This window comes from Paenibacillus sp. ClWae2A (assembly GCF_032452295.1).
In the GTDB taxonomy this organism is placed as follows: domain Bacteria; phylum Bacillota; class Bacilli; order Paenibacillales; family Paenibacillaceae; genus Paenibacillus.
In genome coordinates this window covers 156242-174001 of the sequence record NZ_JAULSQ010000006.1, presented here as the reverse complement: position 1 = coordinate 174001, position 17760 = coordinate 156242, and the positions used below count along the sequence as shown (strand labels likewise).

The 17760-nt window shown below is 44.3% G+C and carries 18 protein-coding genes; 7 read left to right on the top strand and 11 right to left on the bottom strand.

Going from position 1 to position 17760, the window contains the following annotated elements:
- The first annotated feature begins 301 nt into the window (after window positions 1-301).
- Together QVE09_RS19140 and QVE09_RS19135 are read left to right on the top strand one after the other, a co-directional pair.
- Window positions 302-628, top strand: a complete 327-nt coding sequence (locus QVE09_RS19140) for a nucleoside triphosphate pyrophosphohydrolase (RefSeq protein ID WP_315938052.1) — start codon at window positions 302-304, stop codon at window positions 626-628.
- Window positions 612-3053 carry a DEAD/DEAH box helicase family protein gene (locus QVE09_RS19135; RefSeq protein ID WP_315938051.1) on the top strand — a complete coding sequence of 814 codons (2442 nt, stop codon included), beginning with the start codon at window positions 612-614 and terminating at the stop codon, window positions 3051-3053. Before QVE09_RS19140 ends, QVE09_RS19135 begins: the two co-directional genes overlap by 17 nt.
- Before the next feature lie 51 nt (window positions 3054-3104).
- On the opposite strand, the gene QVE09_RS19130 is transcribed toward QVE09_RS19135, so the two are convergent.
- The 5 genes from QVE09_RS19130 to QVE09_RS19110 all read right to left on the bottom strand — a co-directional run bounded on the left by QVE09_RS19130 (window position 3105) and on the right by QVE09_RS19110 (window position 7633).
- Window positions 3105-3485 (bottom strand): hypothetical protein, encoded by a 381-nt coding sequence (locus tag QVE09_RS19130; RefSeq protein ID WP_315938050.1) that lies wholly within the window; start codon window positions 3483-3485, stop codon window positions 3105-3107.
- Window positions 3486-3507: 22 nt separating this feature from the next.
- Window positions 3508-4398: a hypothetical protein gene (locus QVE09_RS19125; RefSeq protein WP_315938049.1), complete on the bottom strand. Its 891-nt coding sequence runs from the start codon at window positions 4396-4398 to the stop codon at window positions 3508-3510.
- A gap of 277 nt (window positions 4399-4675) precedes the next feature.
- Window positions 4676-5416, bottom strand: a complete 741-nt coding sequence (locus QVE09_RS19120) for a MerR family transcriptional regulator (RefSeq protein ID WP_315938048.1) — start codon at window positions 5414-5416, stop codon at window positions 4676-4678.
- The gene (locus QVE09_RS19115) at window positions 5391-6317 is read right to left on the bottom strand and encodes a DUF2268 domain-containing putative Zn-dependent protease (RefSeq protein WP_315938047.1); all 927 of its coding nucleotides are present in this window, start codon (window positions 6315-6317) and stop codon (window positions 5391-5393) included. Before QVE09_RS19115 ends, QVE09_RS19120 begins: the two co-directional genes overlap by 26 nt.
- 59 nt (window positions 6318-6376) lie before the next feature.
- Window positions 6377-7633, bottom strand: a complete 1257-nt coding sequence (locus QVE09_RS19110; RefSeq protein WP_315938046.1) for an MFS transporter — start codon at window positions 7631-7633, stop codon at window positions 6377-6379.
- A gap of 277 nt (window positions 7634-7910) precedes the next feature.
- On the opposite strand from QVE09_RS19110, the gene QVE09_RS19105 reads away from it, so the two are divergent.
- Both QVE09_RS19105 and QVE09_RS19100 read left to right on the top strand, forming a co-directional pair.
- Window positions 7911-9209, top strand: a complete 1299-nt coding sequence (locus QVE09_RS19105; protein ID WP_315938045.1) for a galactokinase — start codon at window positions 7911-7913, stop codon at window positions 9207-9209.
- A gap of 229 nt (window positions 9210-9438) precedes the next feature.
- On the top strand, window positions 9439-9720 hold the full coding sequence (locus tag QVE09_RS19100) for a hypothetical protein (protein WP_315938044.1): 282 nt from the start codon (window positions 9439-9441) through the stop codon (window positions 9718-9720).
- 492 nt (window positions 9721-10212) lie between these two features.
- Here the strand turns inward: QVE09_RS19100 and QVE09_RS19095 are convergent, their stop codons facing one another.
- Window positions 10213-10539 (bottom strand): hypothetical protein, encoded by a 327-nt coding sequence (locus QVE09_RS19095; protein ID WP_315938043.1) that lies wholly within the window; start codon window positions 10537-10539, stop codon window positions 10213-10215.
- Between the two features lie 22 nt (window positions 10540-10561).
- Entirely contained in the window at window positions 10562-10813 is a 252-nt protein-coding gene (locus tag QVE09_RS19090; protein WP_091015829.1) for a hypothetical protein, read from the bottom strand.
- Window positions 10814-10969: 156 nt separating this feature from the next.
- On the opposite strand from QVE09_RS19090, the gene QVE09_RS19085 reads away from it, so the two are divergent.
- Together QVE09_RS19085 and QVE09_RS19080 are read left to right on the top strand one after the other, a co-directional pair.
- Entirely contained in the window at window positions 10970-12322 is a 1353-nt protein-coding gene (locus QVE09_RS19085) for a lipase family protein (protein ID WP_315938042.1), read from the top strand.
- Window positions 12323-12364: 42 nt separating this feature from the next.
- Window positions 12365-12661: a WXG100 family type VII secretion target gene (locus tag QVE09_RS19080; RefSeq protein ID WP_315938041.1), complete on the top strand. Its 297-nt coding sequence runs from the start codon at window positions 12365-12367 to the stop codon at window positions 12659-12661.
- 122 nt (window positions 12662-12783) lie between these two features.
- Here QVE09_RS19080 and QVE09_RS19075 read toward each other — a convergent pair whose 3' ends face one another.
- Complete coding sequence (locus QVE09_RS19075) at window positions 12784-13317, bottom strand: hypothetical protein (RefSeq protein ID WP_315938040.1); 534 nt, start codon at window positions 13315-13317, stop codon at window positions 12784-12786.
- A 251-nt stretch (window positions 13318-13568) separates the two neighbouring features.
- On the opposite strand from QVE09_RS19075, the gene QVE09_RS19070 reads away from it, so the two are divergent.
- Entirely contained in the window at window positions 13569-13898 is a 330-nt protein-coding gene (locus QVE09_RS19070; protein ID WP_145321059.1) for a hypothetical protein, read from the top strand.
- 89 nt (window positions 13899-13987) lie between these two features.
- On the opposite strand, the gene QVE09_RS19065 is transcribed toward QVE09_RS19070, so the two are convergent.
- Genes QVE09_RS19065 through QVE09_RS19055 form a run of 3 tightly spaced genes read right to left on the bottom strand, consistent with a single transcriptional unit; the run spans window position 13988 to window position 17743 of the window.
- Window positions 13988-15151 carry a Ger(x)C family spore germination protein gene (locus tag QVE09_RS19065; protein WP_315938039.1) on the bottom strand — a complete coding sequence of 388 codons (1164 nt, stop codon included), beginning with the start codon at window positions 15149-15151 and terminating at the stop codon, window positions 13988-13990.
- Window positions 15148-16650, bottom strand: coding sequence for a spore germination protein (locus QVE09_RS19060; protein ID WP_315938038.1), 1503 nt, complete (start codon window positions 16648-16650; stop codon window positions 15148-15150). Before QVE09_RS19060 ends, QVE09_RS19065 begins: the two co-directional genes overlap by 4 nt.
- Complete coding sequence (locus tag QVE09_RS19055) at window positions 16622-17743, bottom strand: GerAB/ArcD/ProY family transporter (RefSeq protein WP_315938037.1); 1122 nt, start codon at window positions 17741-17743, stop codon at window positions 16622-16624. Before QVE09_RS19055 ends, QVE09_RS19060 begins: the two co-directional genes overlap by 29 nt.
- Between the last annotated feature and the right edge of the window lie 17 nt (window positions 17744-17760).

The window sequence follows — 17760 nt, the reverse complement described above, 5'->3', positions numbered from 1 at the left end:
GTAAAAGCATGATGACTGGGTATATGGAACCGAGTACGTTTAGCGGGATAATTTCATTCCCACTAGGCGCTATGTACCTCTCGATCTGGATGTTCTTTTCACGGCAAGAGTTTACCGGAGGACGAGTCGCGGCACAGATCAGTTTTACAGCGGCATTGTTGACGGCGTGCCCGTTGGTGTGTTTGTTGATTATTTTCTATTAAATCAACCCATCCCTCCCCATAGCAAATGGTATAATGGCAAAAAGGGAGATTCTGGCGCGAGGCTTGAAGGCCTCACAGCAGAAAGGATGTTATACCACATGCCTACATACAACAAATTGGTGCGGGACAAGATTCCGCATATTATCACATCCAGCGGTAAGGAATGCCGGACGCGCATTCTCGACCCGGAGGAATATAAGCAAGAATTACGAACGAAGCTGATTGAAGAGTCTGAAGAATACGTGAGTGCAGCGAACGATCAGGAAGCGTTGGAAGAACTGGCCGACATGCTGGAGGTCATCCGGGCGCTGGCGGAGGTACACGGGGCGAATGCGGCCCAGTTGGATAAGCTTCGAGCAGACAAAGCCGAGGAGCGTGGTGGATTCCAGGAACGGGTGTATCTGATCGATGTCGACGAAGCTTAACGTTAAACTCATTACAGATAACTTGGCAGACGAACTGATTGCCCGGATGCAGCATGCATCCGGGATTTATATTATGACTTCCTTTATTATGCAGTCTGGTGTGAAGCTGCTTGCTCCGCATTTGAAACGGGCAGCAGAACGTGGAGCTGAGGTGCGAATGCTCGCGGGAGACTATCTGTATATCACGCAGCCGGAAGGACTTCGGGCGCTCTGTGAGGTCGATTCACGAATTGAAGCGCGGCTGTGGCGAAGTATGGGGACTTCTTTTCACCCGAAAGCGTATCTGTTCGATCATGACAACGGCGAAGGACTACTGATCGTCGGCTCTTCGAACTTTTCCTTCACAGCACTGAAGACGGGATATGAATGGAATCCCGCGATGAATGCGGAGGCGGAGCCGTATACGTTTCAGATGGCGTTGGACAAGTTCATGCAGAGCTTCTACCACGAGACAACTTTGCCGGTGAACCCAGATTCGATTGCACTGTATGAGGAAGAGTACCGCAAATATCACCAGAAGAACCCGGAGATGATCCAGCGGATCACGGAGATGGAAGAAGCGGAGTACGGTACGGGGCTGCCGGAGGACAAAGAGGAAGAAACTGCTGAGCTATCACTGGTGCCCATTCAACCGCGCTTTGCACAGTTAGATGCCCTCGAAGCACTTCATGGCACGATGGAGGAACAGTACGACAAGGCAATGGTCGTCATGGCGACAGGGCTTGGCAAAACGTATCTGGCGGGTTTCTTCGCCCAGCGGTTCCAGCGGGTGTTGTTTGTGGCGCATCGGGAAGAGATTTTGTTCCAGGCCAAGAAATCTTTTCAGCGGATCATGCCGGAGCGCAGTCACGGGATATATAACGGGCAGTACAAGGATGGAGCGGCGGATTGTGTGTATGCTTCGATCTTTACGCTGAGTATGCAGAAGCACCGGGATGGGTTTGCAGTGGATGCCTTTGACCTGATCGTGGTGGATGAGTTCCATCATGCGGCGGCGAAGACGTATATGTTGATGATTGAACATTTTCAGCCGAGGTTTCTGCTGGGCATCACGGCGACCCCGGATCGATTGGATGGCAAAGATGTGTATGCGCTCTGTGATGGGAATGTGGCGTACCAGATACATTTTATTGAAGCGATCCGGCGAGGGTGGCTGGCGCCATTTCAATATTACGGAGTATTCGACGATACGGACTATTCGCAGATCCGCTGGATCGGTACGAGGTATGATGAAGAACAGCTCATGGCTGTTCAGTTGCAAGAGGAGCATGTGGAGACGATCTATGCGGCCTGGCTGCGGCACAAGCAGACGAGAACGATCGGCTTTTGCTCGTCGATCCGTCAGGCGGATTATTTGGCTGCGTATTTTCGCAGTAAGGGCGTGAAGGTGCTCAGTCTGCATTCGCGCACATCGGAGATGTCCCGGGAGGAAGCCATTCGCCAGCTTGATGCGGGTGAACTGGAGGTTGTGTTGACGGTGGACCTGTTCAATGAAGGTACGGATATTCCGAGTGTAGACACGCTACTCTTTGTGCGTCCAACGGAGTCGCTTACGGTGTTCACTCAGCAGGTAGGTCGCGGTTTGCGGCTGGCGGAAGGCAAATCACATTGCGTCATCATTGACCTGATCGGGAATTACCGCAATGCGGATGTAAAGTTGAGTCTGCTGGATGTGCGCGGGGAGCTGGAGGGAACCGCGAAAGACCGGGATTCGGCTGTACCGGAAGTTCCAGACAACTGCGGGATTCATCTGGAGACCCGAGTGGTGAACCTGCTTCAGGAGCTGAGCCGCAAACGGTTACCGCGCCGAGAGAAGCTGCATCAGGATTTTCTGGATGTGAAACGAGAGCTGGGGCGTATTCCGAACTATCTGGAGTTGCATCTCATGGGGCGTTCGAAGAGTGTCGGGTATCGGAGCGAGTTTGGTTCGTATGTTGGATTTCTGTATTGGGCAGAGCTGCTGACCCCATATGAGGGAGAGATGTACGTCCGGCATGAGGCGTGGCTGCGTGATGTGGAGAAGACACTCATGAACAAAAGCTATAAAATGATCGTGCTGCTGTACATGCTGGAGCGCGGCGAAACCCACTGGATGGAACCAATCACGCCGGGTGAGATGGCAAGGTTCTTCCATACGTACCTGACGGAGAAGGAGTACCGGAAACGGAAGGACTTTTCGGACAAAGGTAAACTTGCGCTATGGGAATGGAATGAGAAGACGGCAAAACGGATTGAGAAACTGATTATCGACATGCCAATGTCTATGTGGAGCGGGGCGAAGGGTAGTATGACCCGTTTAGAGGATGGCATGTTCTCGCTGAATGTAAAAGTGCAGGATACGGAGGAAAAGGCGCTACTGTATCGTTGGACGAAGGAGATTTGTCAGTATCGTTTGCATGCGTATTTTGAGCGGGGAGAACAATAAATAAAACAACCCGAATTATAGATTTTTAATTCTATAATCCGGGTTGTTATTTTAAAAATTCTTATATAATGTTTTTTTGCCTGTTGCTAGTTCAAGCACACCTACAAGTAGACAGAGTAGGAGTAAATACCAAGAAGTTGAAAATTGTGGGATGAATGTTACTAATGAATAGAGCATAAAGTACACACTATCTATTAATATAAAAATACCCAATAATTTCTCAGCATTTGTTTGTTTCGTTAAAATTAAAATAGCTGCTGACAATAGTACAAGCCCTGCCAATATTATTGAGGGAAGATACCAAAAGGTACTTAATTCCAGCTGAAAAAAAGGGAACGAGTCATTGTTTATAAAAGGAATAAGATGGTAGTAACCTCTACTGACAATAATAATTACAACAAGAATTTTTGCAATGAGCCAATCATTTTTCATAAATATACCCTCTAACTTATCGTTATGGTATTACAATTTCTTTAGTATCGAAAGCATAAATAGGTATAGGCCCAGCCTGTACTTGTCTTGCTGCTGCAGAATATAGTATAAAATCATTACTACTTGTTGATGTTGTTTTAATAGGATAGTCTGTGAAGGGCTGCGTCACTTCAAAAGGTGTTGTGTAGACAAAGCCATAACCAGCATCTTTGTTTTTAATTCCGAAAGAACCATAAGGTCCTAATTTCTCAATAGTTGCATTAAGTTTATTGAAGTAAATCTTAATTCCATCAGGATCGTTTGTATATCTAGTATAGTATAATGTACCATCATTATAACCTGTTCTTACAAAGCCGCCCATTTCGGATGATTTATGACTCAGTCTTACTGTCATATTTTTTGCTGTTGAAAACGTAGAGAATCCACTGGTTTCTTCAATTGACACTTCCAATTCGCCTTGGCTATCATTAATGGTATCGATGATTTGTTTAGAGTTTTTGATTGCCTCGCCTTTATCGTCAATGACAAAGGCATGATGAACTACTTGATTGGAATCAAAAACTACTCCACTTAATCCGTATTGATTAGTTACTACGTCTGTTTGTAGGTGATCTGCACCTACAAGCGCATTCCCAGAGTAACTCTGCAATACGTCGTCTGAATATTTATCTGCTTCAAGATTAACTTCTACATTATCCAAAATATAAGAAACAGATAGATGTGAATCAGAGTAAGAGACTTCAATATCTTTCAAATCAGCCTTTTTTGAGAAAACATTATCGATAGAATTATAGCTAAAGCCGCTAAAATTTTTTTCGGAAGTTTTCCCATTTGCCGCATAGCTGGCACTACTTAAAGAAAGACTTAGGACTAGACTTGTGCAGAGTATTAAAATTTTTTTATTGATTCTCATTAAAACCCTCCGTTGGAAAAATTTTATTCACTTTAATACTCTAACATACATATTTACCAAGAGATACCTTATAAGTCCATTTATATTAATTTGATTCCAAAGGACCATTTTCAGGTATGGAATCTTAATTAGTTCAAAAGTGCTAGATAAAGATTTTGACGTGGGAAGGTAAATATAATGGATAAGATGCTTCAGAAAAATGACTGGTAGGGAAAAAGGGTACTGGAAAATTGTGGTTTACTGATAGATAATGTACATATAGCAAGTAAAGATTTCACTAGGAATTAGGAGCGATTAGCATGGCAAATACAGTACCAGAGGTTATCCCAAAATAACCCACATAACGACGATCCATCGTATAGGCTTCAGCGATACACCTCAAAATCTCATCATCACAGACCATAAACTGTTCCAGACAACTCTTCCATTCATACACTAACGATTGCACCTCACCAGAAGCAGGGGACAGATCCTGATGCTTCGCCAATTCCCGAAATACCTGCTCCATGTTGACCGAGAACTGCTGGTAGGCTTGTTCTTGCTCTTCCACAGACAGCAGGCTCACATTAGCTTCGAATTCCTGATATTTCTCGGTATCTCCGTAGATGAACTTCGCCTCGGATTCATATTGCTCTTCAATGGACAGGATGGAAGAATCGTCAAACAGATGAAGATGAGAGATATTCGCCCCATCCACATACTCGTCCAACTGGTCGATGATGGTTTCGAGCTTTTGTTTGCGTTGAACGAGTGTACTGCGGTGCTCTCTTAGGATATCTTTCTGTTCGTCTTTCGAAAGTTGCATCATGGCGGCAATGTCTTTCAATGAGAAATTCATTTCTTTGAACAACAGAATCATTTGCAGATTCCCCAGTGCCTCTTGATCATAATAGCGATAGCCGTTGTCCTCGACTTTGCTCGGTTTCAATAGATCCGTTTTATCATAATAATGTAATGCGCGTTTGGTGATGCCAGTAATCTGAATGATATCTTTAACGGTGAAATAGGGTGTCTTCATTCCAAAATTCCTTTGTTTCAGCAAGGATGACACTTGCCGGAGTGATGGTGGCTTCGGTAATCGGTGTACCTGTTTTGTTCAGATAATATTGGATTAAGTGATAACCGCAGGCATAGCCAGCCGCATAGGGCATACCTACGGGCGTGAAATTTTGCATTATGGCAAGTTCATCGCCGTATAGATACGGATTAATCTGGTCAAAACCGGTGACATGCAGCTGGTCTTTCATTTTTGGTTTGATTACTTTATTCAAAGTTTCCATACCCGTTTTGGCTACCCAGGGTCCTAGCAACTCTTCTCCATACAGGGATGTCGCAAAGCTCTCAGCCAACCCCTCGCTAACAACCATTTCCCCAAGCGTAATTTGTGGATTCCACTGGATATGTTGATATCTCACATTATGATTGCATTCATGGGCCAACACGGATTGGATACGAGGTAGAGTATACCCATTGGGGGTCAGGTTCGCAATAATATAACCCGGGATTCCACCATCTCCGCTGATGCCTTCGTTCATGGTGAGTGAAGGGCTATTCTTGTCGCCTAATAAAATCGTGTATAGATATTCGGAGACCGACAACTCAATCCCGTGATCTGTAAAGGTCGATAGACTCGTACAAACAGCTTCATGACACTGTTGCCAAAATGCTTCAGACGAGATTGCTGCTAACGATTCGTTAATCTCAGGTGTGATATCTGCGGGAGCGATATTCATAAAGTTATTCATCATGATCACGTCGAAGCCGTGAGGCTCGCTTGATCGAAACGGAATCTGTTGTATGTTCCATTTGTTCATGAAAGGACCCATCATTCGCTCGCGGTATAACTCCAATTTCTCATCGGGTGCAGCCTGGATGATCTCCTCATAGATTTGATCTGAACGTAACGCGGTAATCTTCATCCTTAATCTCTCCTTCATGTAAGCTTGAGATCATTATCAAGTATGACCTAACGTAACAGTCAAGCGTTGATGTTACGCTGCTGACTCTCTGAACGGTTCTTCATCTTCATAGTGAATACCAGACCAGACAGGAGATAGATCAGGCTTAACAAGAGATAAGGGAGTTGCAACGAGAATACGCGATCGAAAGTCATTTCACTAACCCGCACCAATAATCCGCCGAGAAGCGTACCGATGGCACTAATGCCAAAGGATAGAAAGCGAAACACACTTCCAACCCTGCCAAGCATCTCATTAGGAACGGAACGTTGCAGGATGGAGGAACGGGTAACATTGTAGACAATAATGAAAAATGCAGCACAGAAGTACAGTCCGCCTACCATATATGCATTTGTAGTTAGACCCACCACACCGTAGATGATTCCCATGCACAAAATGGAGGAGATAATCAATTGTTTTGTACTCCATCTCTTACGCATATAAGCAACAGCCTGACTCCCTACAATGCTGCCGATTGTTGCAACGGAGATGAGAATACCAAATGCAAAAGCATCCAACTGAAGCACATCTCGTACAAAGAAGATCTGAGTAGCCAGAATGATCGAATACATTAGCGTAATGGTGACAGATAGAATGGCTAATCCGAGAAGAAAACGATCATGATAGACATATCGAATACCGGACCACATCTCACGTTTCCAATTCTTCATCGGGCGAGTTTCCTTCTTGGTTGTTTCCGTATCCCCTGGGTAGAAGTTTCCCTTCAAACTGATTAAAAAAAGCAGAGCAATAACAGCCGTTACGGCGTCTATGGCAAAAGGAAAAACAATATGCAGGGTGATGATAAACCCTCCCATAGCAACGCCCAGAATATCACTCGTGATTAACTGTCCGGCGGTGAACTGCCCATTCGCTTTCTCCAATTTACTTTCATCTACCAGTTGAGGGATGACCGTCTGCACCGTACTGTCGAATACGACTCGGCTCAGGCCAATTCCAAACATGAACAGAGCCAGAATCGGAATGCTCACCCATCCTCCCCAGATACATAACGTCAGGACAAGGAGAAGGATCATTCGCGTAAAGCCTGCCCCAATCAGCATATGTTTGCGTGAGTAACGGTCGATGAGGACACCTACAGGCAGACTGAATAGTAGCCAGGGTAAACGAAGTGCCGTCATGGTGACGGAGGCATACAACGTATCGCTCGTTAGTGTTGATATGAGCCAAGGAACCGCAGCAAGTGTAAGTCCATCACCCAAAAATGTAAGCGAAAATGCACCAAATAACTTGGTATAGTTCGACTTAATGTTCATCGTTCCCTCCACGAATAAGATGTTAAGCATAGCAACTTTGAGGTTGGAAAATAATGTGTTTTCACTTAAACCCAATTTAAGTTATTACAAAATGGTTTTCAATCCTATTTTTACATTAAATAACTTCACAAAACGCTTACAAACTTTCAATTCTACCCTACCTTTTCAGCTACGAAGCTGAGATAATGGGATAGGAATAAGGCATGAAACAGACGCGACAACCATGTTCATCAACAGCCAAAAAATAAAAAGCTGCATATCCATAGGAGGATTATTAATGACGACACAACCATTGAATCTGATCCAATCCACGGAGGGCCAAGCGTTGCTTGCCCAAATGTATGGACAATCACAAGTAGAGGAACAGACCTCACGTTATACAAAGCTGAACGCAACGTTCGAAGAGTACTTTGGCGCACAAGAAGGAAGCAAGTTGTTCAGCGCATCAGGACGCAGCGAGATTGGCGGCAACCACACGGATCATAACCATGGTAAAGTGCTAGCGGGCAGCATTACGCTGGATACGATTGCAGTGGCTGCACCAACTACGGATTCGGTTATTACCTTTTATTCAGAAGGTTATGACAAGAAATATGTAATCGATCTCACGGACCTCACGCCAAATACGGAAGACGATGGCACAACAGCATTGATTCGCGGTATGGCTGCAGGATTTGGAGAATTTGGATATAAGGTAGGCGGCTTCCAGGCGTACCTCTCAAGTAACGTGTTCTCGGCATCAGGGGTGAGTTCCTCGGCGTCATTCGAGATGCTGATCTGTACGATTTTGAATCATTTCTATAATGATGGAGCATTGGATGTTGTCACCTTGGCCAAGATTGGTCAGTATGCGGAGAATCACTATTGGAACAAACCTTCCGGTCTGCTGGATCAGATGGCTTGTGCGTACGGCGGACTCATTGCCATTGATTTTGAAAATCCCGCACAGCCTGTCATTGAACCTGTTCAGTGGGATTTCCAACAAAATGGCTACTCATTGGTCATTGTGAATACAGGTGGTAACCACGCCGATCTGACGGAAGATTACGCGGCTGTGCCATATGAGATGAGAGCGGTTGCTCAAGCGCTGGGCAGTGAGTATGTTCGGGAAATTACAGCTGACGCAATCTATGCCAACCTCAAGAAGGTTCGTGAAGCTGCTGGGGATCGTGCCGTGCTGCGTGCACTTCATTTCCTGGAGGAAAACAATCGTGTCGAGGGTCAGGTTCAGGCGTTGCGGGATGGACGTTTTGCTGATTTCCTGAAACTGATTACAGCTTCTGGTAACTCGTCATGGAAGTGGTTGCAGAATGTATATCAGAGTGGTGCTGTGAAGGAACAGGAGATTGGCATCGCGCTGGCACTGACCGAGAATTATCTGCAAAACCTAGGTGATGGCGCTTGTCGTATTCATGGTGGTGGATTCGCAGGAGTTATTCTGACGATCCTTCCTAATGAAAAAGTAGAAGAGTATATGTCCTGGATGAACGACATGTTGGATACGCCGATTATTGTCGTTAATGTGCGTGCACAGGGTGCGGTTTGCCTGAATGCATTGATCGCTGACGCTGGCTAAACGGCACTCAGTTAAATAGTTCTAGCATGATTCAACGAAGTCCGGGCTATGCCCGGGCTTTTTGGGTTGTTCATTTTTTGAAAAAGATTCAAACTTTGAAGGTCTGTAATGTGTTATTTAAGTAGTGTTTAGTGAGGAAGGTAGTGACTAGAATACAGGGGTACTAATGATGGTTCGATTAGGCGAGAGGCTGTATCTCAATAATGTTCTCAAGGGGAGGAAGGATCAGATGATTACACCTACAGTGGCTGGGCAGGAAGAGGCTCAATTATATGAGGAGTTGCGGCGTGCGATCGATGAATTCGAAGAGGGCGAGCAGCGGCAAAAAGTTCTGAGTCGGATGGTCAGACAGCTCAGGTTCGCCAAATGGCGTAAAGATCGGATGCGCAAGGTCGATGCATACTGCCAAAGGATCAAGCCCGCGACACTTTGGATCATATTAGCCACAGGCGCACTTGCACCAGTCTTGTTATTTAGTGTGTTCATATGGGTGTCGTTGTGGGTGGAATGAAGCTGTAAAGAAGAGGAAAAAGTGTGAAAGCCAGAGCGCTGACTGCGGTGGTGTACAGTGAATTACTGTGACTGCTGCTCGTAATCCAATCGATGAATCAGGAGGGCTTCGTATATCACGTATCTGGTTCGAGTGAGGAGCTAGCATTATGAGTGTATAGGCAGTGACGAGTGTAAAGATGTACATAGAGCGTCGCTGCCTGACAAAGTTATAAACCGTTACTTTCACATATTTATGCAAATCACTGAAATTATTCTGGTAACAACGTCCTATAACTTATAATATGTAAGATTTAATGCCTGAAATTTATAAAGACTTTGTGCTCATTTCTTATATGTCGTATACACGATTCACAGAAGATGGACTATAATGATTCTACTTCTTTGGAAAAAAGAGGATAAGATTAGCTATGAAATCCCTACTATTACATATGAAAGAGCCATGTACCTGTACAAGGCCCTAAAGTTTTTAAAAGTTAAAATTTCTTATAAACTACTTAAGAGGTTTGATGTCTTCGGGCACTGAGCCTGTTTTGACTTCATAAGTATCGTAATCCACCATTGAGAATATTTCTTGGGTCTTATTTCCTTTTACGTACCCTGTCAGTGACACCGTATGAGACAAGTCAGACGGAATGAACTTGTGGCCTGTAAACTCAACATCAATTCCATAGGTTTCTTTAAAATAAGTTAGGCTTGCGATCTTGGATTTTTGTACAATTTCTTTTTGCTGGTTGAACATGCAACCGCAAAATACAGTGATACTTATACTAATCAATATTAATAGGGTTAGAGGTGTACGATATTTAATAATAAGCATATTTACTACTCCTTGTTGGAACTTACTTGATTTTTTGGTCAAGTAACTCTTTCGGTACAACGGCTGTTTGAACTTCAAACGTGTCATAATCAATGAGGATGGTGATTTCGGTTTCTTTATTATTTTTAACATGACCACTCAAACTGATATTGTGACTAAGATCTTTTGGCATAAATTTATGATCAGTGAATTCCACTTCAGTATTATAGTGATCAATAAAGTATTGATGACCCACTTGAGTTGCTTCTTCAATAATTTTGTCTTGATTCGGCATAGAATTACATCCTCCCAATATAAGGGCTAAGATTATAAGTGGAATAGATACAAATTGAATATTTTTAAAAATATTCTTCAACCTCCTATATATGTGAACTTAACACTTTATAAATATACTTTAACTTTTTAGTTCAGTAAACAGAGAGGAGTTTTTATGGATACCTATATAACTGATAAAACATATAAGGAAATTTCGGAACTGGCCTATCTTAATTTGAATGAAGGAGATTACCCTGATACATTGGATTCGGCTAATTGGAAAGTGATTGAGCCAGATGGAGCAAAATTGCATAGAAGGTCTGGGTTCGACGCAGTTGTTTTAAAGAATGATCTTACAGATCAGATTGTCATCGGTTATCGCGGGACTGAACCGGAAGGGAAGTTGACAGATAAAATTGCGGACTGGGCGACGGATGCTTTGGATGTCGTAGGGGGCAGAACGAGAAGGCTTGAAGATTCCATAACGGACCCAGAGCGTCATAATATCTTCAAAAATAGTCCATTCAAACTCATGATGGATAATTCAAGTTGGGAAAACAATCAGTTTCATCAAGCTGAAGAATTGTATGAGGTAGTACAGAAAGCATACCCCGATTCAGATATTTCGCTAACAGGCCATTCTCTTGGTGGTGGTTTGGCTCAATATGTGGCTGCTCGTCATGATGTGTCTGGTATGACGTACAGTGCTCCAAGTGTAATGAATCTGCTGGATGATATAAGTTTGGCTAAAGTGAATGAAGGTCACTTTGACAACAAAATGGTTAATGTGGTTCATCCGAGTGATTCTGTAGGAGCTGGCGGAATAAGTGAATATGATAGGCACGTTGGACTTACGGTGTACAAGGGACAGGATTTTGACACCGCTAATGCGATGTATCAGAACTGGAAGTTTCAATTACAGTTAAAGGTCCCTTTTCAACCTCTCGGTGCAGGCTCCCCGATGTTGGTTCATGACGTTGGAATAGATGTAGATCTAGATAAGCTGTACATTGGAAATATCGTTAGATTATTGGATTCCTTCTCGAAGGACGAAGGCAAGGGGTACCACTCCATGAAGCAATATGAGTTTGATAAGGAGGGCAACTTAATTGGCCCGTTAATCGATCGGAGTACGGGAGAGACGCTTGATATTTCTCCTAGATGGACTGCACATCAGAAAGCAATGGCTGTGTTCTCTAATGTGATGTCTGGTGCAGTAGCTTCGTTTATATCTGAAGTAGGTAGTTCTGGTGGCGGTAAGATTCAATTAACACCGGAAGAATTAGCGCAGTCTGCTCGAGAAATGAGACTGAGTTTGAGCGGATTTTCCAACGATGCACAAGCTTCTATTCAGATGTTCCAGACCCATATAGCAACGAGCGAAAGTCAGTCTTTTACACCTATTGCTTATAATGCAACAGCTACTTTGCAACAAATTAACCGTTGGTACCAAGAGTCCATAAGTGAGATTGCAGATTATATTGAACGAAAGAGAGAAGATTTTGTAATAGCTGATCAGCAACAATAATAATGGGATTTATATAGATAGATTAACAGGAGGAAAGTGGATATGGGCAGAATATCCGTATCTCTGTCGGATTTACGAAGAGCCGTTCAACAATGCGAACAATTGCAGCAAAGGCTTATACAACAGGAACAGAAGATGCGTACGATTCATGGAAGGTTGCAGCAGGATTGGGTAGGGACATCAGCATCGGTGCTAACTTTCAAGATGCAGTCTTTTGTTGAAGGTGCTGCTGTTAGATTAAGTGAACTAGAAGCTCATAAAGAGGAATTGAAGCGATACATTCGCAAGATGGAAGAAGCGGACAGAGAAGATCAAAGAAATCGCAGCAGGATGCAGTAATTGTCTATATACGCTCACACGTAAATAGTCAGATAGGAAGTAATCTTCCCACCTAACTATTTTTGCTTCGTTCATACATTTGTATAGATTGAAATCACTTGGGTAATCAGTACTGTTACTGATTAGTGTAAATTGGGATTACTGCTGTTCAACGATTGCACTTGTCCCTGAATATACTGATGGTAATCACGGAAGCTGCTGATGTGATGCAAGGAATCGGAGTTCTCAGACTGGATCTTAATTTTGCCGTCCTGAGGCAATTTTTTCATCTCAGCAATGACGGATTTGGAACCTTGGATATCCCGGGACATGTCCTGAATTCGCTGTAATAATGCTGGATGTCCTTCATGCTGGAGCATTTCGGCGAGCGGTCTCATTTCCTCCAACTTTTGGCTCGACCGTTCAAGTGTGGTCATCACTTTGTCTCCATCTGTACTTGCGCTAAGCGAAACCATTCGGTGGATGTGATCCTTCTCCATACGCTCAAGCGCCTCAAGATGGGAAGCTTCCAGTCGTTTGGGATCGCTCCAACTCTCCGATCGAACGGTGTCATTCTGTTGCTGGGAAGCATTATTCGCAGTGCCATTGCCACAGCCCCATAACAGAGTCGAGCATGTTAACACGGCTCCAACGGCGATGAACCTTTTTAACCTCATACTGTCACTCCTTCGATAATTTACTTATGGTAGTATGAGTCGTAAATTGGTAATTATGCATGTAAATAAAGCAAAGAGTAGTGACTAGCATTAAGGATTATTAATTCTTAGGGGAATATTAAGGCCGATGGTTGAAGGTCTTTTTAATAATCAATAAGGAACGAAGTATTTATATTTCCATATATATACTGTAAAATTTTCTGATAAAGCTTATTAAGCTGAGCGATACGATCAGGAAATCAGGAGGGTACATGAGTAAGAGGAAGAATGAGAAGCTGTTCAATTATTTATTATTATTTTTAGTTTTGTATGGAATTAGTTTGTTAATTTGGCCTATAGCTCTTTTCGGACTGGGTATGTCTCTAGCTGCACCGTTTCCACATACATACGATACTTCCCGTGATTTATTAGGTAAAATTCTTTTTACATATCCTTTGGGCGTATTATTTGCAATATTCTATTGTGGGATTAGTTACGAGAACGGCCGATTCAAAGCACCTTACTGGGTTGTTCATGTTCCATTACTTTGGCCTGCTACGTGGATCATAGTCGAATATTTAGGATTAACATTTGGTTTTTAAAGAAAAATGGATTTTTCTCTTATCAAAAATTAAAAACACAAACACCCCTTATCCGGCTCCAGACGGACAAGGGGTGTTTCACTTTCTTCCTACACTTTCCGTTTATATTTCCCTGTATACGGGATGGTGAGATGAATTTTCAAATCCTGAATCGAGTCTTCGGTAAGCATCATCTTGCTGCCATTGTTGGATAACTTACGCCAGAGCTTCGGATTTTTGCGATACAGTTTCTCCTGAAGACCGTAAATATCCACACCACGCTCAAGGCCGTGACGATAGGTCTGCATGATCTGCTCCCGCAACTTCACTTCACTAATCTGGATCATTTCATTATAAGAGGTAGGCACCAGGTATTCATAAAGGGCAGTTAGGTATTCGGCGTCAATGTTGAACTTGACCTCTTCCCCATGAATGACCGGTTTAATTTTGATCTTTGGCAATCCTACACTGAGTGCCCCGTAGATCGTTCCATCCTTCTGGACAAGTAAGGGGGCCCGTCGCATGTCTTTAATTAACCAGTGATAACCGGGAAGCTGACTGCGTGGAAAGTATTCAAAGTCATAGCCAGTCTTCTCGAAAAAGGCCCCTTCCACCAGAAACAAATCATGTTTCTTCTCATTCTCAGCCCACTGGGTATTGTTCAATGCAAGACTCGGTAGATACGTCGTGGTAGCGGGATCATTATGTGTTGCAATGAGCTTAAAGCTAAGAACGGGCGGGTACAACGATTCTTCCATGTACGTGGGGAGCGGATTGTGAAGAATGCTATCCAAGGGCGACATATTATAGATGGACGTTGCGCTCAGAATTTTCTCCAGTGGCTCGCGTGTTCCATACACCCAGGTTGTATAACGGGATTCTGGAAACCGTCCCAGCATGTCGAACACTTCTTTGATGTGTTTGTTGGTGAGCACACCTTCCGCCATAACGATGGCTGTCACATGCCCCCAAGCCATGTGTAATTGAGCCGTACGGAACAGTTCGTTTAGCGCCAGACTCATGGTTTTTCCTTCGGCATGTCCAACCCATACAGGCGGTGTCTCGGCACTTTTGGTTGAACTTTCACTTTTGGCGACACTCGCAAAATCCAGCGTTTGTACATACAGGTGATACATGCCGTCCTTATAATCAATCCCAAAGGCTTTGGCGTAGTCCACCTGTTGGATTTCAAAGGCACTCCAGCACCCACTCGTCATCACACACATCGATAGGCTTAACAGACCCAGCAAACATCGCTGAAACAAGTGTTTCATCGTCCGTTTCCTTTCTTACGCGGTTCTTGAGTCTCAAGATAGACGGGTCTTCGTTTACCTAACCCTTTTGGCAGTTTGAATAATGAAGCTATCGCTTGTTTGAAATGAAGTGGTGTTAACGGCGTGAGATACGGAATGCCAAATGATTTGAGATCGGTCAGGTAGATGAGGAACAGAATCAACGACAGGATGAACCCATAGATGCCGAGGGATGCCCCCAGGACAAAACAAAGGAACCGCAGGATCAGCACAGAGCTGGTCATGACCTGATTCACAATGGTTGCACCAGCTACGACAGTGACTGCAATGATGACAATCATGAGGGGAGAGACCATGCCGGCTCGAATGGCGGAATCACCGATAATCAAACCTCCAACGACAGTTAATGTCTGGCCGATGGCACTCGGTAAACGTACCCCCGCCTCTCGGAACAGTTCCATTAGCAGCATAATGAGAAACATCTCCACTCCCGATTCCATTGGCAATCCCGTACGCCCTACCGATATTGTGGCAACCAGTGGGAAAGGAATCTGATCCATATGAAAGGAGGTCAACGCAATATAAAAGCCGGGCAGGAACACGGTGATCATCAGACCGAGAAAGCGTAGCATCCGCCCTACGTTGACAGGCAAGAAGGGAAAGCTGGCATCCTCGGGTGATTTGAGCAAAAGAAACAGATTGACTGGCCCAATAATGGCGCTGGGATTGCCGTCAACAATGAGGATAAAACGTCCGTTCAGGAGACATTCTGCAGCAAAGTCGGGCCTACCCGTATAATGGGTGACGGGAAACAAAGTAATCTTGGAAGGCGACAGCAATTCTTCCAGTTCATTGGCGGTCAAAATACGTTCGGTTTCAATCTTACGCAACCGATCCTGTACGTCTTCGATCAGCTCCGGATTGGCGATATTCTTGAGATACATCAGTGCCACCTTGGTTGCAGAACGTGAACCGATCAGTTCGATATTGCAGGCCAATTGGTTCGTACGTAGTCGGGTGCGTATCAAGGCAACATTGACGGCAAGTGGTTCAATGAAACCATCTCTTGCCCCGCGAATCGAAACTTCGGTGGTGGATTCCTCCGGTGTTCGAGTAGGGATGTTAGATATATCAATACTCCACATGGTTTGCAGGGAAGGAATACAGATCAACATATGGCCTTCAAAAACACGGAGAGACATCAGTTCAGTTCCAAATGCCGGATCTTGCAGATCCATTCGGGTCCACTCCAGGCTGATGCACTTTTCAATGTCGGATGTACGGACAAAGTGTGTATTTTCATATGTTCGTTTGAGTTCCGGGAGAATAATATCGTAGATCGCTTCACTATCTACCATACCGCTGCAATAGGTCATAAGAAGTTGCATCGGAGGTTCCCCGAACATATGACTATTGATGATGACATCATCAGATCCGGCAAAAAAGGTATTCAAGTTGTGCTCGTTCATTCGGAACGGTTCAACTTCACGATTATTCTTGGGTTGGGTTGAGATCGGCACGTTTGGGAGCCTCCTTGTCCTTTTTGTGGATTAATGCAGCGATGGTTAATATCACGGTAACGATTGAGACATAGGCCAGCATGACCGGGAACTGAATATGGTCCACATAATAATCCACGTAATCAATGCGCCACCATTGCATCGCCATGAAGCTCATGATGACGGTAATGGTAAGAATCGCGATATATCGTTTCTTCGGTCTGCGGAAATTCAGCAGATCCACGATGAGATACATGGATATGGCGACCCTTGCGAAGGAACCACTGAGCCACTGATAGATGGACAGAAAATCAACGTGCTGCAGTAGTTTTCCAATATTCACAAGTTTCCATTGCTCATAGGGACTGTTCCGTTGTTTCGCTGCTTCTTCGGGACCAAATTCCACGATGGCTCCGATCGTTGGCCCTATCGCCATACTGAGCATGAACACGCCGAGGATCAGAACATACCACCAACGAATTTTGCCTTTGACTTCATGTTGAAACAACATAAGAATCCAGATTTCCATAAGGCCGGCTAAGGAGTAGATCATGCCCCGCCATACGGGACCCATGCCGTTCTCCATAATCGGGAACAATAGACTGTAGTCTTTGTATTTCATATTGGCGGACATTACAAAATAACCAAGCAAAATTACAAAGGGGAGCAGCAGACTGGAAGTCATCGCAATGGAGCGTATGCCTTTAGCCGCTGCCCACGCTGCAACCAGTGCACCGCCACCAGCCAGAACGTAAGGCGGTGTGAATTGAAGATATGTGGACACGGTCCAGTTAGTTGTCTCATACAACGTATGCGTGCCAAGCGTGAACAGCAGAATGGAAGCGGAGATTCGGAAGATCCAGGAAGGGACTGCACCGAATTCTCGCGTAATCCAATCCGTTAATCGCTGTCCACGTACACGGCGAATAATGATGTACATCATGCATAGAAACAACATGAAAAAAGGGGCAGCCGCTACGACAGACAACCATCCGTCTCTGCCGCCAGCTTCGAGAATTGCTGGAATGGACAAGACATGGCAGACCAGTCCGGCACTTAATAAAATGATGGAAAAGGACAACCAGATGGTTATTTGACCTTTTTCACGACTCATGGAAATCCTCCTTTCCA